This is a genomic window from Vibrio wakamikoensis (assembly GCF_050337275.1).
GTDB lineage: Bacteria > Pseudomonadota > Gammaproteobacteria > Enterobacterales > Vibrionaceae > Vibrio > Vibrio chaetopteri.
In genome coordinates this window covers 124,540-138,151 of the sequence record NZ_JAKJST010000015.1, presented here as the reverse complement: position 1 = coordinate 138,151, position 13,612 = coordinate 124,540, and the positions used below count along the sequence as shown (strand labels likewise).

Sequence of the window (13,612 nt, the reverse complement as noted above, 5' to 3'; positions counted from 1 at the left end):
GTCAAAGTAAAAAGGGGTAGCAACTCGAGCCGCTACCTCTTTTTTATGCGCTGCGTTTAACTGCCATATAGGCAAGTGCGACGAGTGCCTCTTTATATTCGCTATCAGGAACCACAGAAAGCGCATCAATCGCTTTATCTGCTTCTCTAAAGGCGATGTCTTCGGTGTATGTAAGCGAGCCGACACGTTCCATTGTCGCCATGATGGCGTCGATTTTGTCCAGGCCATTACCTTTCTCAATCGCTTCGCGAATCATCTCGCTCTCGTGTGCTTCACCGTGTTGCATTGCGTGGATAAGTGGTAGAGTCGGTTTGCCTTCTGCAAGGTCGTCACCAACATTCTTACCCATATCTTCACCGCTAGAGGTGTAGTCCATGACATCATCGATAAGCTGGAACGCGGTACCTAAGTATTTACCGTAGTTTTGTAGGGCAAGTTCTACTTCTGGCGTAGCGTCATTGAGTATCGCGCCAACTTGCGTAGCGGCTTCAAATAGACGCGCGGTTTTAGAATAGATAACCTGCATGTAGCTGTCTTCGCTTGTATCAGGGTCGTTACAGTTCATTAACTGTTGAACTTCGCCTTCTGCAATGACATTCACCGCATCACTCATTAGCTCCAAGATACGCAGTGAGCCGAGTGCCGTCATCATTTGGAACGAGCGTGTGTAGATGTAGTCACCCACCAATACACTCGCCGCATTTCCAAACGCCGCGTTTGCCGTTGCTTTCCCGCGTCGCATGTCGGACTCATCAACCACATCATCATGTAATAGAGTGGCAGTATGTATAAATTCTATAAAAGCAGCAGCTGTCGTGTGAGCATTGCCCTGATACCCCAGCGCTTTGGCTGACAGGATAGCAAGAAGTGGTCTTAATCGCTTACCACCGCTGCTCACGATGTAAAAACCAAGCTGATTGATAAGGCTAACTTCAGAGTTTAATTGTGCTTGTATTGTTTCATTCACTTTTGCCATATCATCGGCAGTCAGTGCTTGGATAGCTTTAAAATCCATTACGTACCCGGTTGAGCTTAGAGCCTGTAAGGCTTAATCGTTGGTTATAATCTGTGAATAATACACTAAAAAACGTTGATTAATACATGGTGAAAGGGCATTATTGCGGCACTTTCGATTGGCGATTAGTGTTTCGCCAATTTTTTCAAAATATGGCTTGTCATAGGGTAATCATTCGCGTAGAATCTGCGCCCTATTGATGATTAGTTTAGCGCACACCCTATTTGTTGAAATAACAATCAAAAGGCTGTGCGGAAAAAGCGGAGTAAAATATGTACGCTGTTTTCCAATCTGGTGGTAAACAACACCGTGTAAGCGAAGGTCAAACTCTTCGTTTAGAGAAATTAGACGTTGAAACTGGTGCAACTGTTGAATTTGATAAAGTTCTTCTTGTTGCTAACGGTGAAGATATTCAAGTTGGCGCTCCTCTAGTAGAGGGCGGCAAAGTGGTTGCTGAAGTAGTACAACACGGTCGTGGCGATAAAGTTAAAATCGTTAAGTTCCGTCGTCGTAAGCACTCTCGTAAGCAACAAGGTCACCGTCAGTGGTTCACGGAAGTGAAAATCACTGGCATCAACGCTTAATCGATTAGGAGAGTTTAACAATGGCACACAAAAAAGCTGGTGGTTCTACTCGTAACGGCCGCGATTCAGAAAGCAAACGTCTAGGTGTTAAGCGTTTCGGTGGTGAGTCTGTTCTTGCAGGTAACATTATCGTACGTCAACGTGGTACTAAGTTCCACGCTGGTACTAACGTTGGTATCGGTAAAGACCATACTCTTTTCGCTCTTACTGAAGGTAAAGTGAAATTCGAAGTTAAAGGTCCTAAGAACCGTAAATTCGTTAGCATCGAAGCTGAGTAATTAAGCGTCTCGCTAAATTACACAATGCTTTCAAGCTGAATTCAAAAGCCCTGCCGAGTCGGCGGGGTTTTTTATTTTTATTGAAAATGAAGGCAGTCGATAGAGACGAAACTCTAGGTTTAGACAGGGTCTAGCTTGGTGGGGAGTCGTCTCTGTCATCTGCTAAAATGTAGTGATAATCGAATGAAGCCATAAGGTGCGTCGTGATGACGTCTTATCCTTATGGTGGGTAAGCGAAGAAGTAGTCGGAGTAAGAGATGAAGTTCGTTGATGAAGCGGTAGTAAAAGTCCAAGCGGGCGACGGCGGTAACGGTGTTGTTAGCTTTTGGCGTGAGAAATTTGTAGCGAAAGGTGGCCCAGATGGTGGCGACGGCGGCGACGGCGGCGATATCTATATCGAGGCAGATGAAAACCTTAACACGTTGATCGACTACCGTTTCCAGCGTTTCTATGAAGCGGAACGCGGAGAAAATGGCCGTGGTGGTAACTGTACTGGTAAGCGTGGCAAAGATAAAGTCATGAAAGTGCCAGTAGGTACTCGTGCGGTTGATATTCACACCAACGAAATCGTGGCAGAAGTGGCTGAACATGGCAAAAAAGTCATGGTTGCTAAAGGTGGTTGGCACGGTCTTGGTAACACGCGTTTTAAATCGTCGGTTAACCGCGCACCTCGTCAAAAGACGCTAGGTACCAAAGGTGAAATGCGTGAGTTGCGTCTTGAGCTACTTCTGCTTGCAGACGTGGGTATGCTTGGTTTGCCAAACGCAGGTAAATCAACCTTCATTCGCGCGGTATCTGCTGCGAAACCTAAGGTAGCCGACTACCCATTTACGACCTTGATCCCAAGTCTTGGCGTTGTGAGTGTGGTTCCTGAGAAAAGCTTTGTAGTGGCTGACATTCCAGGTCTAATCGAAGGTGCTGCGGATGGTGCTGGCCTTGGTATTCGTTTCTTGAAGCACTTAGAGCGCTGTCGCGTGCTGCTTCACATGATCGATATTATGCCTATCGACCAATCTAACCCAATCGAAAATGCATTGACCATCATCGATGAGCTTGAGCAGTACAGTGATAAACTGGCTGATAAGCCACGTTGGTTGGTATTCAACAAAGTTGATCTGATGCCAGAAGAAGAAGCAAATGAAGTGATCCAAGAGATCCTTGATGCGCTTGGCTGGGAAGATGAATACTTTAAGATCTCTGCGGTTAACAAGAGCGGTACTAAAGAGCTTTGCTACAAGTTAGCTGACTTTATGGAAACGCTACCACGTGCGGAAGAAGAGGTCTCTGAAGAAGAGAAAGTCGACTTCATGTGGGATGACTACCACAAAGATGCCATGTCAGGTAAAGACGTGATTACTGAAGACGATGACTGGGATGATTGGGATGACGAAGAAGATGACGGCCACGTTGTCTACGTTCGTGACTAAATCCGCATCTAGAATGAAAAACCGCAATTGTTATTGCGGTTTTTTTGTACCTAAATCATTTCTCTGACTCAGAAACTGAGGCAAACTAACCGGCTCAAACGTTTGCACTTTGTTTGGCAGAAACCAATCGGCCAAATAAATTATGGATTGGCAAAACATTTGCCTAGAACAACATGCTTGGAAGGATACATGGCACCTAATCAAAGAGCAGTCTCTCGGCTGATTGCTCAAGCAGGCCAAATGCTGTTAGCTCATGGCGCTGAAAGCACCCTGGTTGGTCACATTACACATCGAATCGGCAAAGCAGCGGGCATGGATGAAGTGGAAGTATCGCTCTCTGCTAGCTCTCTAGTCGTCACTACTGTTTACAACGAACATTGCGTCACCACGGCACGTCGAAGCCCAGATCGCGGCTTGAATATGCGGGTCGTTACGCAGATTCAGCGCATCTGCATCATGATGGAAAAGGGCATTCTCGACTATCAACTGGCTCAAAAAAAGCTTAACCAAATCAGCCCAGAACGTTACAACCGCTGGTTAGTGGTGGTGATGATAGGTCTTTCTTGTGCTGCTTTTAGCCGCTTAGCCGGAGGAGATTGGGCGGTGTTTGGTATGACCTTTTTAGCGTCTGGCTTGGGCATGATTGTGCGTCAGGAGTTTGGTCATCGTCACTTCAATCCGCTACTCAATTTCGCGATCACTGCTTTTGTCACTACGCTCATCTCCGCACAAGCCGTGATTTATGGAATCGGAGACAAGCCACAGTTAGTGATGGCCTCTTCGGTACTGATGTTGGTGCCTGGTTTTCCGCTGATTAACTCGGTGGCCGATATGCTCAAAGGCTACATTAATATGGGGATTGCCCGCTTTGTGATGGCAAGCTTACTAACGCTCGCGACCTGTTTAGGTATCGTTGGTGCGATGAGCATTACCAACGTATTAGGGTGGGTACAGTAATGATGGAACTGCTACTCGCTCTACTTAATGATATGTTTTTTGCCGCCATACCAGCGGTGGGTTTTGCTCTGGTATTTAACGTGCCGCAAAATGCGTTGGCGTACTGCGCTATTGGTGGCGCGATCGGTCATGGCTCGCGTTTTTTAATGATGCATTACGGGGTGCCGATTGAGTGGGCGACCTTTTTTGCCGCAACTCTGGTTGGTATGATTGGTGTGCATTGGTCTCATAAGTTTTTGGCTCATCCAAAAGTGTTCACAGTCGCCGCTTTGATCCCTATGGTGCCAGGTGTATTTGCTTTCAAAGCCATGATTGCGATGGTGGAGATCAATCACTTAGGCTACACCCCAGAGCTGCTAGCAACGCTTCTTGAGAACTTTTTGAAGGCGATGTTCATTATCGCAGGACTCGCGGTTGGTCTTGCGATGCCAGGGCTGTTATTCTACCGCCGTCGCCCAATCGTCTAATTAGGAATAAACAATCATGATCATCAGTATGATAGCCGCTATGGCAGACAATCGTATCATTGGTAAGGACAACCAAATGCCGTGGCATTTACCGGCTGATTTTGCTTGGTTTAAGCGCTGCACGATGGGTAAGCCTGTGATTATGGGTCGTAAGACTTATGAGTCTATCGGACGCCCACTACCGGGGCGTCGCAATATTGTTGTGAGTCGTAATAGTGAGCTGTCTATCGAAGGTGTGGATACGGTGACCTCGCTTGAACAGGCATTGGAGCTGGTTAGCGATGTCGAAGAAGCGATGATCATTGGTGGCGGTAGCTTCTATAGTCACTGTCTTCCGATGGCAAATAAACTGTATCTGACCCATATTGATGCCAAGCTTGATGGAGATACGCAATTTCCTGACTGGGGAGAAGGTTGGCAGCAGAGCCATAGTGAGCATTACAGTGCGGATGAAAAAAATGCCTACAACATGGAGTTTGTGGTGTTAGAGCGTTAAGTTTTTACAGCTCGCCAGTTCATTGACTGGCGAGTTTTATCGATTGTTACAGCGCAGGCTGACTAAATAGCGCTTTGTCTTCCCAGCGGATCATGGTCAGTTCCCCACCCCATACACAGCCGGTATCAAGCCCTATGACCTCTTCGCTGACATAACCACCCAGCGCTGCCCAATGACCAAAAATCACAGTTTTACTCAGTGGCTCACGTGATGGTAGGGCAAACCAGGGTACATATTCACTCGGATTGACTTCTGAAGGAGGGAGCTTGCAACCCATGTCTAAGCGACCATCAGGAAAACAAAATCGCATTCGGGTGTAAGCATTGATGGTATAGCGAAGTCGCTCAATCCCTTTGAGTTCAGAAGACCAGGCGTCCGGCTCGTTGCTATACATGTTTTTGATCAGTGACTGCCAATCGTCTCCGCGTAGCTTTTTTGCTACCTTTTTTGCGCATTTCTTCGCTTGTTTCAGTGTCCATTGTGGTGAGATCCCCGCATGACAAACGACAAACTCATCATGTTCAAGCAATAATGGTTGTTGTCTTAGCCAGTTAAGTAACTCGTCTCTGTCGCTCGCTTCGAGGATGGGTAACGTTTTGTCCTTTGGCTTTGTTTTGTGAACGCCTAAAGACACCGCAAGAAGATGTAAATCGTGGTTGCCTAAACAAACCTTAGCCGCATCTCCTAGTGATTTAACATACCTAAGTGTTTCTAAAGACTTTGGTCCTCTTGCGACGAGATCGCCAGCGAACCAAATGGTATCTTGTTGCGGGTTAAAGCTAACGCTAGCTAATAAAAGCTGCAGTTCATCGAGACAGCCTTGAATGTCTCCGACAATGTAGTTGGCCACAGTGTTCCTTAATTCAGTATGTTGGGAATGGCTAAGCGGAATGGCTCAATTTCGGCGGTAAACTGTTTGCCGTTGGCATCTAGCATGATGTAGTGCCCTTGCATCACGCCGAGTGGCGTTTCGATCGCGGTACCGCTGGTGTAGGTATACTCATCATTTTTCTCTATCACTGGCTGCTGACCCACGACACCGTCGCCCTCTACGGTAAGCTGTTTGCCATTGGCATCGGTAATGAGCCAACGTCGGCTTATCAGTTGAACCGTTTCCTGACTTAGATTTTTGATAGTAATGATGTAGGCAAAAACATAACGGTTGTTGTCTGGATCGGATTGTTCTTCAACGTACTTAGTGTGTACTTGGCATTTAATGCATGGCGTGGTCGACTCCATGTCAATCTCCTAACTGCTTGAAGTGCATATTCAGATATGACAAAAAAAACGCTCAATAGCAAGCTAGTGAGCGTTTTTTCTGTTATTGATTTGTATTATCCATGGTTGGCGTCGAGCCAGTTTGCCATGTCAACAAACTGTTGCAGCGTCAGGTTCTCTGGGCGCATTGATGGGTTCACACCAAGCTCTTCCAGGGTTTCTGCCGACATGAGTGCTTTATAGCAGTTACGCACGGTCTTACGACGCTGGTTGAAGCCTTCGCGACATACGCGATCGAGCCATTTAAGGCTGGTTGCTGGGTACGGTAGCTCCTCGTAAGGCACTAGGCGCACAACCGCTGAGTCAACTTTCGGCGGCGGCACGAATGCTGTTGGCGGAACTTCAAGTACAGGTACCACTTTACAGTAGTACTGCGCCATGACCGTTAGACGGCCATAAGCTTTACTGCCTGGCCCTGCTGCTAGACGGTTAACTACTTCTTTTTGAAGCATAAAGTGCATGTCTTGAATGTCTTTATGGAATTCAAATAGGTGGAACATCAAAGGCGTAGAGATGTTATATGGTAGGTTACCAAAGATACGCAGTTTGTTGTTTGGCTTCACCAGCTGAGTGAAGTCAAAACGCATTGCATCGCCTTCGTGAATCGTTAGCTTGTCAGCAAGATCTGGGTGAGTACGCAGACGCTGTGCCAAGTCACGGTCGAGTTCGATAACCGTAAACTTGTCGACTTCTTTACCCACTGGCTCAGTAATCGCGCCAAGACCCGGACCGATCTCAACCAGGTTTTGGCCCGGTCTTGGGTTAATTGAAGATACGATACCATCGATGATGTACGGATCGTTCAGGAAGTTCTGACCAAAGCGTTTTCTGGCCTTGTGCCCTAAGTGGACATCATTTCTCATTGTCTGCTCTCTACTAAGTCTATTGCGTACGCCAGCGCTGTCTCAAAGCTGCCAAAGTCTGCTTGGCCTGTGCCAGCAAGATCAATCGCAGTGCCATGATCAACCGATGTCCTTATAAAGGGTAGACCAAGAGTGATGTTTACTGAACGACCAAAGCCTTTGTATTTCAATACAGGAAGGACTTGATCGTGATACATGCCTAAGACAGCATCTGCTTCGCGTAAGTATTTGTCATTAAATATCGTGTCGGCGGGTAGTGGGCCAACAAGCTGATAATTTTTCTCTGTGCGAAGTTTCTCTAGGGTAGGAGTGATGGTTTCAATCTCTTCCATACCTAGGCAGCCATCTTCACCCGCGTGAGGGTTTAGGCCGCAGACATAGATGTTTGGCGTTTTGATGCCAAACTTGGTGACCAAATCGTGATGCAGTATGTCGACGATTCGCGTTACGCGATCCTCGGTGATGGCATTAGGCACCTCCGTTAAAGGAAGGTGTGTTGTAACCAGTGCCGTTCTTAACCCTTCCGTTGCTAGCATCATCACCACAAGTGGTGTATTGGATACCTCAGCAAAGAACTCAGTATGGCCACTGAAGCTAACGCCAGCGCGATTGATCACCCCTTTGTGCACAGGGCCGGTGACAATAGCATCAAATTGACCATTCATACAGCCTTTTGCGGCTTTTTCTAGGGTATTTAGTACGTACTGACCGTTTCTTTCATCCAGAACGCCAGCTTTTGCAGGAACGGATAACGGTTCATGGAGAATGACCAGGCGCCCTTGCTGTTGGGAATCAAAGTTCTGCTCGTCGAAGTCAACCAGTTCGACGTTGATACCAAGTTGCTTAGCTCGATTCGCTATCAGTGACTTATCTGCGCAAATGACCACTTGATGTGGCCATGATTTTTGCGACAAAGCTACCGCCAAATCGGGGCCGATGCCCGCCGGCTCACCGGCGGTAACGATAATGCGCTTAATTGGTTGCATTCTCTTCGTCCTCAACCATCTCTACAAAGGCACTCGCACGAAGTTCTTGGATCCATGCTGATGCTTCTTCATTAAACTTACGGTTAAATAGGATACGGTATGCACGGTTTTGCATCGCAGAACCTGTTTTGTCGACATCGCGGCGATCCAGAACTTCTACAATGTGCCAGCCGTGAACGGTTTTAAATGGTTCACTGATCTGTTTAACCGGTAGGGTTTCCACTTGGTGCTTAAATTCAGGCACATAAAGCTCTGGGGTTTGATAGCCGAGTTCACCACCTTGTACTGCTGAGCCTGGATCTTGGCTGAACTGTTCAGCCATTTCGGCAAAGCTCGCTTCACCAGATTGAACTTTTTGAATAATGGTGTTGAGCTGACGTTTCACGCCCTCATCACTAAGGATAACCGTTGGCTTGATCAGAATATGACGGGCATTTACTTCAGTCACAGAGACGGTTTCTAGACCTTTCACGTCTTCGATTTTCAGGATGTGAAAACCAACGCCGCTACGAAATGGACCAATGATGGTTCCTTTGGTCTGCATGTTGATTTGGTCAGCAAAGATAGTTGGCATTTCCTCTTTACGCATCCAGCCCCAATCACCACCTTCTAGTGCTTTTGGACCTTTCGAGAAGGTATAGGCCATGGTTGCGAAGTCTTCACCGCCGTTTAGTCGTTCGATAATGGTTTCTGCTTGCTTCTCTTGAACGCTCTTATCTTCACCATCGTTAAAGCGAAGCTGAATGTGGCGGATCTTGTAAGTCACTGTCGCGTCACTTTCTTTCGCGAGCAGCTCAGAAAGGTTATCAACCTCTGCAGGAAGAATGTTGATGCGCTGTCTTACCATAGCATTACGTGCTTCACTGGCAGCAATTTCATCACGAATTTGCTCGCGAAATGCTTCCCATGATAGGCCTTCTTCGGCGACCGTTTGACGAAGCTGCTCTTGGGTTTGCTCGTTGTTCGCTGCGATATCGCCAAGGGCTTGTGACAAGCGGTTATCGTCGATACGAACACCGATACGCTCAGCTTCTTGAAGCTGCAGTTTTTCTAGGATCAGTTTATCTAAGATCTGTTCTAGCAAAATATCGTCTGAAGGCAGCTCTTGGTTGTTCTTACGCGCGTTAGCTGTGAGGGTTTTGGTAGCTGAGTCGATATCACTTTGCAAAATCACGCCATCGTTAACAATGACTCTAACACGGTCAAGCTCAACGGGCTCCGCTGCTGCTTGAAACGACATGGCCGCCAATAGGCAAGTTGAAAAGAGTGTACTAATAAATTTCATCGATATTCCCAGTGAAAACTTCACAGACTATGAGTCTGTGAAGTGAATTAAGTTCCTTGCATGATGTCATCGTGTGACGGCTTGGCGATTATTGGTTAAGTATAAACGGTCTGCCGTATTTCAGCGCGTTACCATTTGGTGGCTCAGGGGCACGTGAGCTGCCACCAAGACCTGTGATACCAAAGCTAAATCGAATGTTGTCTTCGAAGTTAGCGCCGCCAATACCCACAATACCAGACTCCCAGCTACGAAGTTGGCGGCTGTAGTCGACACCAAAATACCAACAATCCGATTGATACTCTAATTTGGCCAGCCATTCAATGGATACGCGCTCGGTCATGTCATAGTAATACTGACCAGTTGCGATCCAGTTGCGGTTAATTTGATAACCACCTAAAAGGCCAACTTGGTTTATACCGTTACGTGTTAACTTTGACAGTTCATCGTTGCTATAGCTGTTAATACTTTCGATGTACTCTTTGGTCACGTAGCGATAGTTGGCTTGGATGAAGTCGTCTTCGACCCGATACTCGACTGCACTATTGGCGAGTGATACCGAAGATGAATCAATATCATATTGAATCCCGCCATGGTAGAACACGCGATCGTTGTAGTTAAAATCGGTCTCAATTGCCCATGATGAGTAGTTTGAAGACTCATTGTCGGTGGCGCTATTTGGGTTTTTACTTGCCGGATCAAGGTAGTAAATTTGACCAAATGAGATTGCTAGACGTTCTTTTTGTCCACCATCGTAAAAACGCGACGTCGCACCGTAGCTAATTTGGTTGGCTGCTGCGACTTTGTCCACGCCACTGAAACGGCGGCTACGGAACAGGCCGTAGTAATCGGTTTGCAATAAAGTGGTGTCGTAATTAAAGATATTACTTTGATCAACTTCTGGCACGTACAAGTATTGAACCTGCGGCTCTAGGGTTTGTGTGTAACCATTAATAAAGGCGGTATCGCGCTCAAACACCATGCCCGCATGAGTGCGAAACTCTGGCAATGCACGAGTGACTTTCTCTTCCAACGGACCGACATCAGCGATGTTTAGGTTGTCAATTTCTTGATTATATTGCGTTAAGAGGTAGCGAGCTTCGGTTGTCCAAGTACCCCAAGTATTTGAAAGAGGCAGAGTGATGCCAGGCTCCACGTGAACACGAGTCGCCGAAGGCTTTTTCTCATCGTCGGTCTCAAAGCGAGAGATACTGCTGACCAAATCAAAGTTCAGGTTTTGATAAATTTCAGGGCGGTAGTAGTTAAATTCAAACTGCGGCATTAAGCGGTAAGGCTTAGTATCATCAACCAGAATTTGGAAGTCTTGAACCGTGATCGCTGCATCCCAGAACTGCTCGCGATAGGCAACAGTCCCTTTTTGCGACAGTTGACCTTCTGAGCGGCTACCGATGCTAGAATCGAGATCTTGGAAGTAGTCGTTATCACTTACCTGAGAGTAATCGACATCCAATTTCCAGTGCTGACCAAAATTACTGTTATTTTTGTATTGGAATGCCCAGCGCTGATCTTTTTCAGGGTATTTTTGGTCGTCAGCAAGGTACTCGCCTTTCAATTCACCACTACTGGTTGAGGTCAGATAGCGAAAATCCCCTTTTAGTTGCAAGCCACGCGTTTGCATGTAGTGGAAAGTGGTAAGCAAGTCGTAGTTAGGGGCTAGGTTCCAGTAAACTGGGATCTGTAGCTCCAGGCCGTTTTTTGAGCCTAGTGAAAGTGACGGGAATAGGACACCGGTTTTTCGCTTGTTACTGGTAGGCATCGTCATATAAGGCATGTAGAAGATCGGGACATCTTTTACTTCCACACGACTCCCGTAAAGGGTAGCTACTTCATTGTCTTGATCGACTCGAATGTCATCGGCTAGAAAGCGCCATGAATTGTCATCTTCTGGACAAGTGGTGATCGAGCCATCGTTGATTTGATAGAGCGACTTGCCCGTTTTTGAAATGTACACAGCATCGCCGCGTCCACCCCCACACAACATTTTATACTGCGTGTTTTCAGCAGTAATGACATCTTTATTTAAATCGTTAGTGATTTTGTCAGATACGGCATTAAACTGGCCATCGTCAATGGTGACATTGCCTTCAGCGACGACGACGTTGTCGTCTTGGTGGAGCGTCACGCTGTCAGCAGTAATGGTTTTATTACCTTGGACAACCACCACGTCGCCTTTGTAGGTTGCACGCTCGCCATTGATGGCCTCCAGAGAGTCGGCCTCAATATTGATTGGCTCTTGATTGGAGTCTGAACTTTGTGCAGTATCAACAGAGCACTGCTCTGCTGGTGGCATGGATTGTCCACTGTTTTTCGATGTTTCTTCGGCATTTGCGTAAGACGCTAGCAGCGCAGCACCAATAGAGGCCGCTAGATAAGTGCGGGAAAAACGTGACATCGAGTTGTACTATCCTGTTTAACTTGATTCATTCAGTTGAATTCGATTGATATTGAATCGTTTATAAGACGGTCTCTATCATAAAGGAAATTGACCTCAACGACACTAGTAGACTGCGAATCAGCGCAAAAATTCATAAATAAAGAGCACATACATCACATGATAGGTAAAATTTTAGGCGTATTTTTCGGCATGTTGTTTGGTGGCCCGTTAGGGGCGCTGTTTGGCTTGTTTTTGGGGCACCAGTTTGACAAAGCGCGCCGACTCAACCAATCCGGCTTTGCTCGTGGTGGGTTTAATCGCGGCGGGTTTGGTGGTGCGGACCAAGCGCAGCGTCAAGAAGAGTTTCTCAATGCTGCTTATGCGGTGATGGGGCACGTTGCCAAAGCTAAAGGGCAGGTGACACCAGAAGAGATCCAGCTAGCGACTATCATGATGGATCGCATGAACCTCAACAATGAGCAAAAACGTGCGGCACAAGAAGCGTTTCGTGATGGTAAATCAGCTGAATTTCCGCTTGAACGTGTACTTGATAAAGTACGTATCTCCTCTGGTGGTCGCCATGACCTATTGCAGTTTTTCTTAGAGCTTCAAATCTCGGCTGCGTTCGCAGATGGTAGTGTTCACCCGACAGAGCGAGAGGTCTTGCATCGTATCGCACAAGGCTTAGGCTTCTCGGCTCAACAGCTTGAACAGCGCCTGCGTATGCAAGAAGCGGCATTCCGCTTCCAGCAAGGCGGTGGCAACTTTGGTGGTGGTCACTACCAAGGTGGTCAGCAGGGAAATTGGCAGCAAGCAAGCAGCGCCTCGCAGCTTTCTGATGCCTATGATGTGCTGGGTATTTCTGAGGATGCTGATTCAAAAGCCGTTAAACGTGCTTACAGAAAGCTAATGAATGAACACCACCCAGATAAGCTTATGGCGAAAGGTCTACCTCCAGAGATGATGAACGTAGCAAAAGAGAAATCGCAAGAGATCCAAAACGCTTATGATCTCATCAAAAAAGTGAAAGGGTTCAAATAATGCTAACCGACAAGGATGTACTCGATTTCTGGTTTCAAGAGTTATCACCAAAGGATTGGTTTTCTGGAGATACAGCGCTAGATGAGCTTATTACTCAAAGGTTTGCAGCGCTTCATGAACAAGCGCGCCAAGGGGAACTCTATCATTGGCGCTCAACGGCCGAAGGCAGACTTGCGGAAGTGATCGTTCTTGATCAGTTTTCTCGAAATCTGTTTAGAGGAACCCCCGAGTCTTTTTCCTCGGATCCTATGGCTTTGGCATTAGCTCAAGAGGCAGTCGCGAGCGGTGCTGATGAAAAGTTAACATCCGAACAGCGCACCTTTCTTTACATGCCCTATATGCACAGCGAATCGTTGAAAATACATGAAGAAGCGGTACGGTTATTTAAAAGCAATGGAATAGAAAATAACCTAGATTTTGAGTATCGCCACAAAGCGATTATCGAGCGATTTGGACGATACCCTCACCGAAATGAGATTTTAGGTAGAGCCTCTACCTTGGACGAAATCGAGTTCTTGAAGCAGCCAGGCTCAAGTTTTTAAC

At 46.8% G+C, this 13,612-nt stretch carries 15 protein-coding genes; 8 read left to right on the top strand and 7 right to left on the bottom strand.

Translation table 11 applies throughout. From position 1 onward, the window contains the following. Positions 1 to 43 precede the first annotated feature (43 nt). Positions 44 to 1,015 (bottom strand): octaprenyl diphosphate synthase, encoded by a 972-nt coding sequence (gene ispB, locus L4C42_RS06635; RefSeq protein WP_353497070.1) that lies wholly within the window; start codon positions 1,013 to 1,015, stop codon positions 44 to 46. A 272-nt stretch (positions 1,016 to 1,287) separates the two neighbouring features. Between ispB and rplU the strand changes: the two genes are divergently transcribed. The 6 genes from rplU to folA all read left to right on the top strand — a co-directional run bounded on the left by rplU (position 1,288) and on the right by folA (position 5,224). Beyond that, positions 1,288 to 1,599, top strand: a complete 312-nt coding sequence (gene rplU, locus L4C42_RS06630; protein ID WP_006074830.1) for a 50S ribosomal protein L21 — start codon at positions 1,288 to 1,290, stop codon at positions 1,597 to 1,599. 20 nt (positions 1,600 to 1,619) lie between these two features. After that, positions 1,620 to 1,877 (top strand): 50S ribosomal protein L27, encoded by a 258-nt coding sequence (gene rpmA, locus L4C42_RS06625; protein ID WP_004409945.1) that lies wholly within the window; start codon positions 1,620 to 1,622, stop codon positions 1,875 to 1,877. Between the two features lie 257 nt (positions 1,878 to 2,134). Continuing rightward, positions 2,135 to 3,304, top strand: a complete 1,170-nt coding sequence (cgtA, locus tag L4C42_RS06620) for an Obg family GTPase CgtA (RefSeq protein WP_353497069.1) — start codon at positions 2,135 to 2,137, stop codon at positions 3,302 to 3,304. 189 nt (positions 3,305 to 3,493) lie between these two features. After that, positions 3,494 to 4,261, top strand: a complete 768-nt coding sequence (locus L4C42_RS06615) for a threonine/serine exporter family protein (protein ID WP_353497068.1) — start codon at positions 3,494 to 3,496, stop codon at positions 4,259 to 4,261. Beyond that, positions 4,261 to 4,728: a threonine/serine exporter family protein gene (locus L4C42_RS06610; protein ID WP_162631228.1), complete on the top strand. Its 468-nt coding sequence runs from the start codon at positions 4,261 to 4,263 to the stop codon at positions 4,726 to 4,728. Before L4C42_RS06615 ends, L4C42_RS06610 begins: the two co-directional genes overlap by 1 nt. A gap of 16 nt (positions 4,729 to 4,744) precedes the next feature. After that, positions 4,745 to 5,224 carry a type 3 dihydrofolate reductase gene (gene folA, locus L4C42_RS06605; RefSeq protein ID WP_353497067.1) on the top strand — a complete coding sequence of 160 codons (480 nt, stop codon included), beginning with the start codon at positions 4,745 to 4,747 and terminating at the stop codon, positions 5,222 to 5,224. A 46-nt stretch (positions 5,225 to 5,270) separates the two neighbouring features. Here folA and apaH read toward each other — a convergent pair whose 3' ends face one another. From apaH to lptD, 6 genes are all read right to left on the bottom strand, one after another. Further along, a complete protein-coding gene (gene apaH / locus L4C42_RS06600) occupies positions 5,271 to 6,074 on the bottom strand; it encodes a bis(5'-nucleosyl)-tetraphosphatase (symmetrical) ApaH (protein WP_353497066.1) in 804 nt (267 codons plus the stop codon). A gap of 8 nt (positions 6,075 to 6,082) precedes the next feature. Beyond that, positions 6,083 to 6,463, bottom strand: coding sequence for a Co2+/Mg2+ efflux protein ApaG (gene apaG, locus L4C42_RS06595; RefSeq protein ID WP_353497065.1), 381 nt, complete (start codon positions 6,461 to 6,463; stop codon positions 6,083 to 6,085). A 95-nt stretch (positions 6,464 to 6,558) separates the two neighbouring features. Next, a complete protein-coding gene (gene rsmA, locus L4C42_RS06590; RefSeq protein ID WP_353497064.1) occupies positions 6,559 to 7,365 on the bottom strand; it encodes a 16S rRNA (adenine(1518)-N(6)/adenine(1519)-N(6))-dimethyltransferase RsmA in 807 nt (268 codons plus the stop codon). After that, positions 7,362 to 8,351 carry a 4-hydroxythreonine-4-phosphate dehydrogenase PdxA gene (gene pdxA / locus L4C42_RS06585; protein ID WP_353497063.1) on the bottom strand — a complete coding sequence of 330 codons (990 nt, stop codon included), beginning with the start codon at positions 8,349 to 8,351 and terminating at the stop codon, positions 7,362 to 7,364. Before pdxA ends, rsmA begins: the two co-directional genes overlap by 4 nt. Next, on the bottom strand, positions 8,338 to 9,591 hold the full coding sequence (surA, locus tag L4C42_RS06580; protein WP_418642259.1) for a peptidylprolyl isomerase SurA: 1,254 nt from the start codon (positions 9,589 to 9,591) through the stop codon (positions 8,338 to 8,340). The genes pdxA and surA overlap by 14 nt, the downstream gene beginning before the upstream one ends. A gap of 133 nt (positions 9,592 to 9,724) precedes the next feature. After that, positions 9,725 to 12,046 (bottom strand): LPS assembly protein LptD, encoded by a 2,322-nt coding sequence (gene lptD, locus L4C42_RS06575; RefSeq protein ID WP_418641966.1) that lies wholly within the window; start codon positions 12,044 to 12,046, stop codon positions 9,725 to 9,727. Between the two features lie 159 nt (positions 12,047 to 12,205). Here lptD and djlA point away from each other — a divergent pair, with 159 nt between their 5' ends. Both djlA and L4C42_RS06565 read left to right on the top strand, forming a co-directional pair. Then, positions 12,206 to 13,069, top strand: coding sequence for a co-chaperone DjlA (djlA, locus tag L4C42_RS06570; RefSeq protein WP_418641967.1), 864 nt, complete (start codon positions 12,206 to 12,208; stop codon positions 13,067 to 13,069). Beyond that, the gene (locus L4C42_RS06565; protein WP_418641968.1) at positions 13,069 to 13,611 is read left to right on the top strand and encodes a DUF924 family protein; all 543 of its coding nucleotides are present in this window, start codon (positions 13,069 to 13,071) and stop codon (positions 13,609 to 13,611) included. The genes djlA and L4C42_RS06565 overlap by 1 nt, the downstream gene beginning before the upstream one ends. Position 13,612 lies beyond the last annotated feature (1 nt).

Excerpts from the sequence above, each read along its gene's own strand:
- L4C42_RS06615 (WP_353497068.1), top strand. The coding sequence starts at position 3,494 with ATGGCACCTAATCAAAGAGCAGTCTCTCGGCTGATTGCTCAAGCAGGC.
- cgtA (WP_353497069.1), top strand. The coding sequence starts at position 2,135 with ATGAAGTTCGTTGATGAAGCGGTAGTAAAAGTCCAAGCGGGCGACGGC.
- pdxA (WP_353497063.1), bottom strand. The coding sequence starts at position 8,351 with ATGCAACCAATTAAGCGCATTATCGTTACCGCCGGTGAGCCGGCGGGC.
- surA (WP_418642259.1), bottom strand. The coding sequence starts at position 9,591 with ATGTCGTTTCAAGCAGCAGCGGAGCCCGTTGAGCTTGACCGTGTTAGA.
- L4C42_RS06565 (WP_418641968.1), top strand. The coding sequence starts at position 13,069 with ATGCTAACCGACAAGGATGTACTCGATTTCTGGTTTCAAGAGTTATCA.
- L4C42_RS06610 (WP_162631228.1), top strand. The coding sequence starts at position 4,261 with ATGATGGAACTGCTACTCGCTCTACTTAATGATATGTTTTTTGCCGCC.
- ispB (WP_353497070.1), bottom strand. The coding sequence starts at position 1,015 with ATGGATTTTAAAGCTATCCAAGCACTGACTGCCGATGATATGGCAAAA.
- apaG (WP_353497065.1), bottom strand. The coding sequence starts at position 6,463 with ATGGAGTCGACCACGCCATGCATTAAATGCCAAGTACACACTAAGTAC.
- rplU (WP_006074830.1), top strand. The coding sequence starts at position 1,288 with ATGTACGCTGTTTTCCAATCTGGTGGTAAACAACACCGTGTAAGCGAA.
- djlA (WP_418641967.1), top strand. The coding sequence starts at position 12,206 with ATGATAGGTAAAATTTTAGGCGTATTTTTCGGCATGTTGTTTGGTGGC.
- lptD (WP_418641966.1), bottom strand. The coding sequence starts at position 12,046 with ATGTCACGTTTTTCCCGCACTTATCTAGCGGCCTCTATTGGTGCTGCG.
- rpmA (WP_004409945.1), top strand. The coding sequence starts at position 1,620 with ATGGCACACAAAAAAGCTGGTGGTTCTACTCGTAACGGCCGCGATTCA.
- folA (WP_353497067.1), top strand. The coding sequence starts at position 4,745 with ATGATCATCAGTATGATAGCCGCTATGGCAGACAATCGTATCATTGGT.
- rsmA (WP_353497064.1), bottom strand. The coding sequence starts at position 7,365 with ATGAGAAATGATGTCCACTTAGGGCACAAGGCCAGAAAACGCTTTGGT.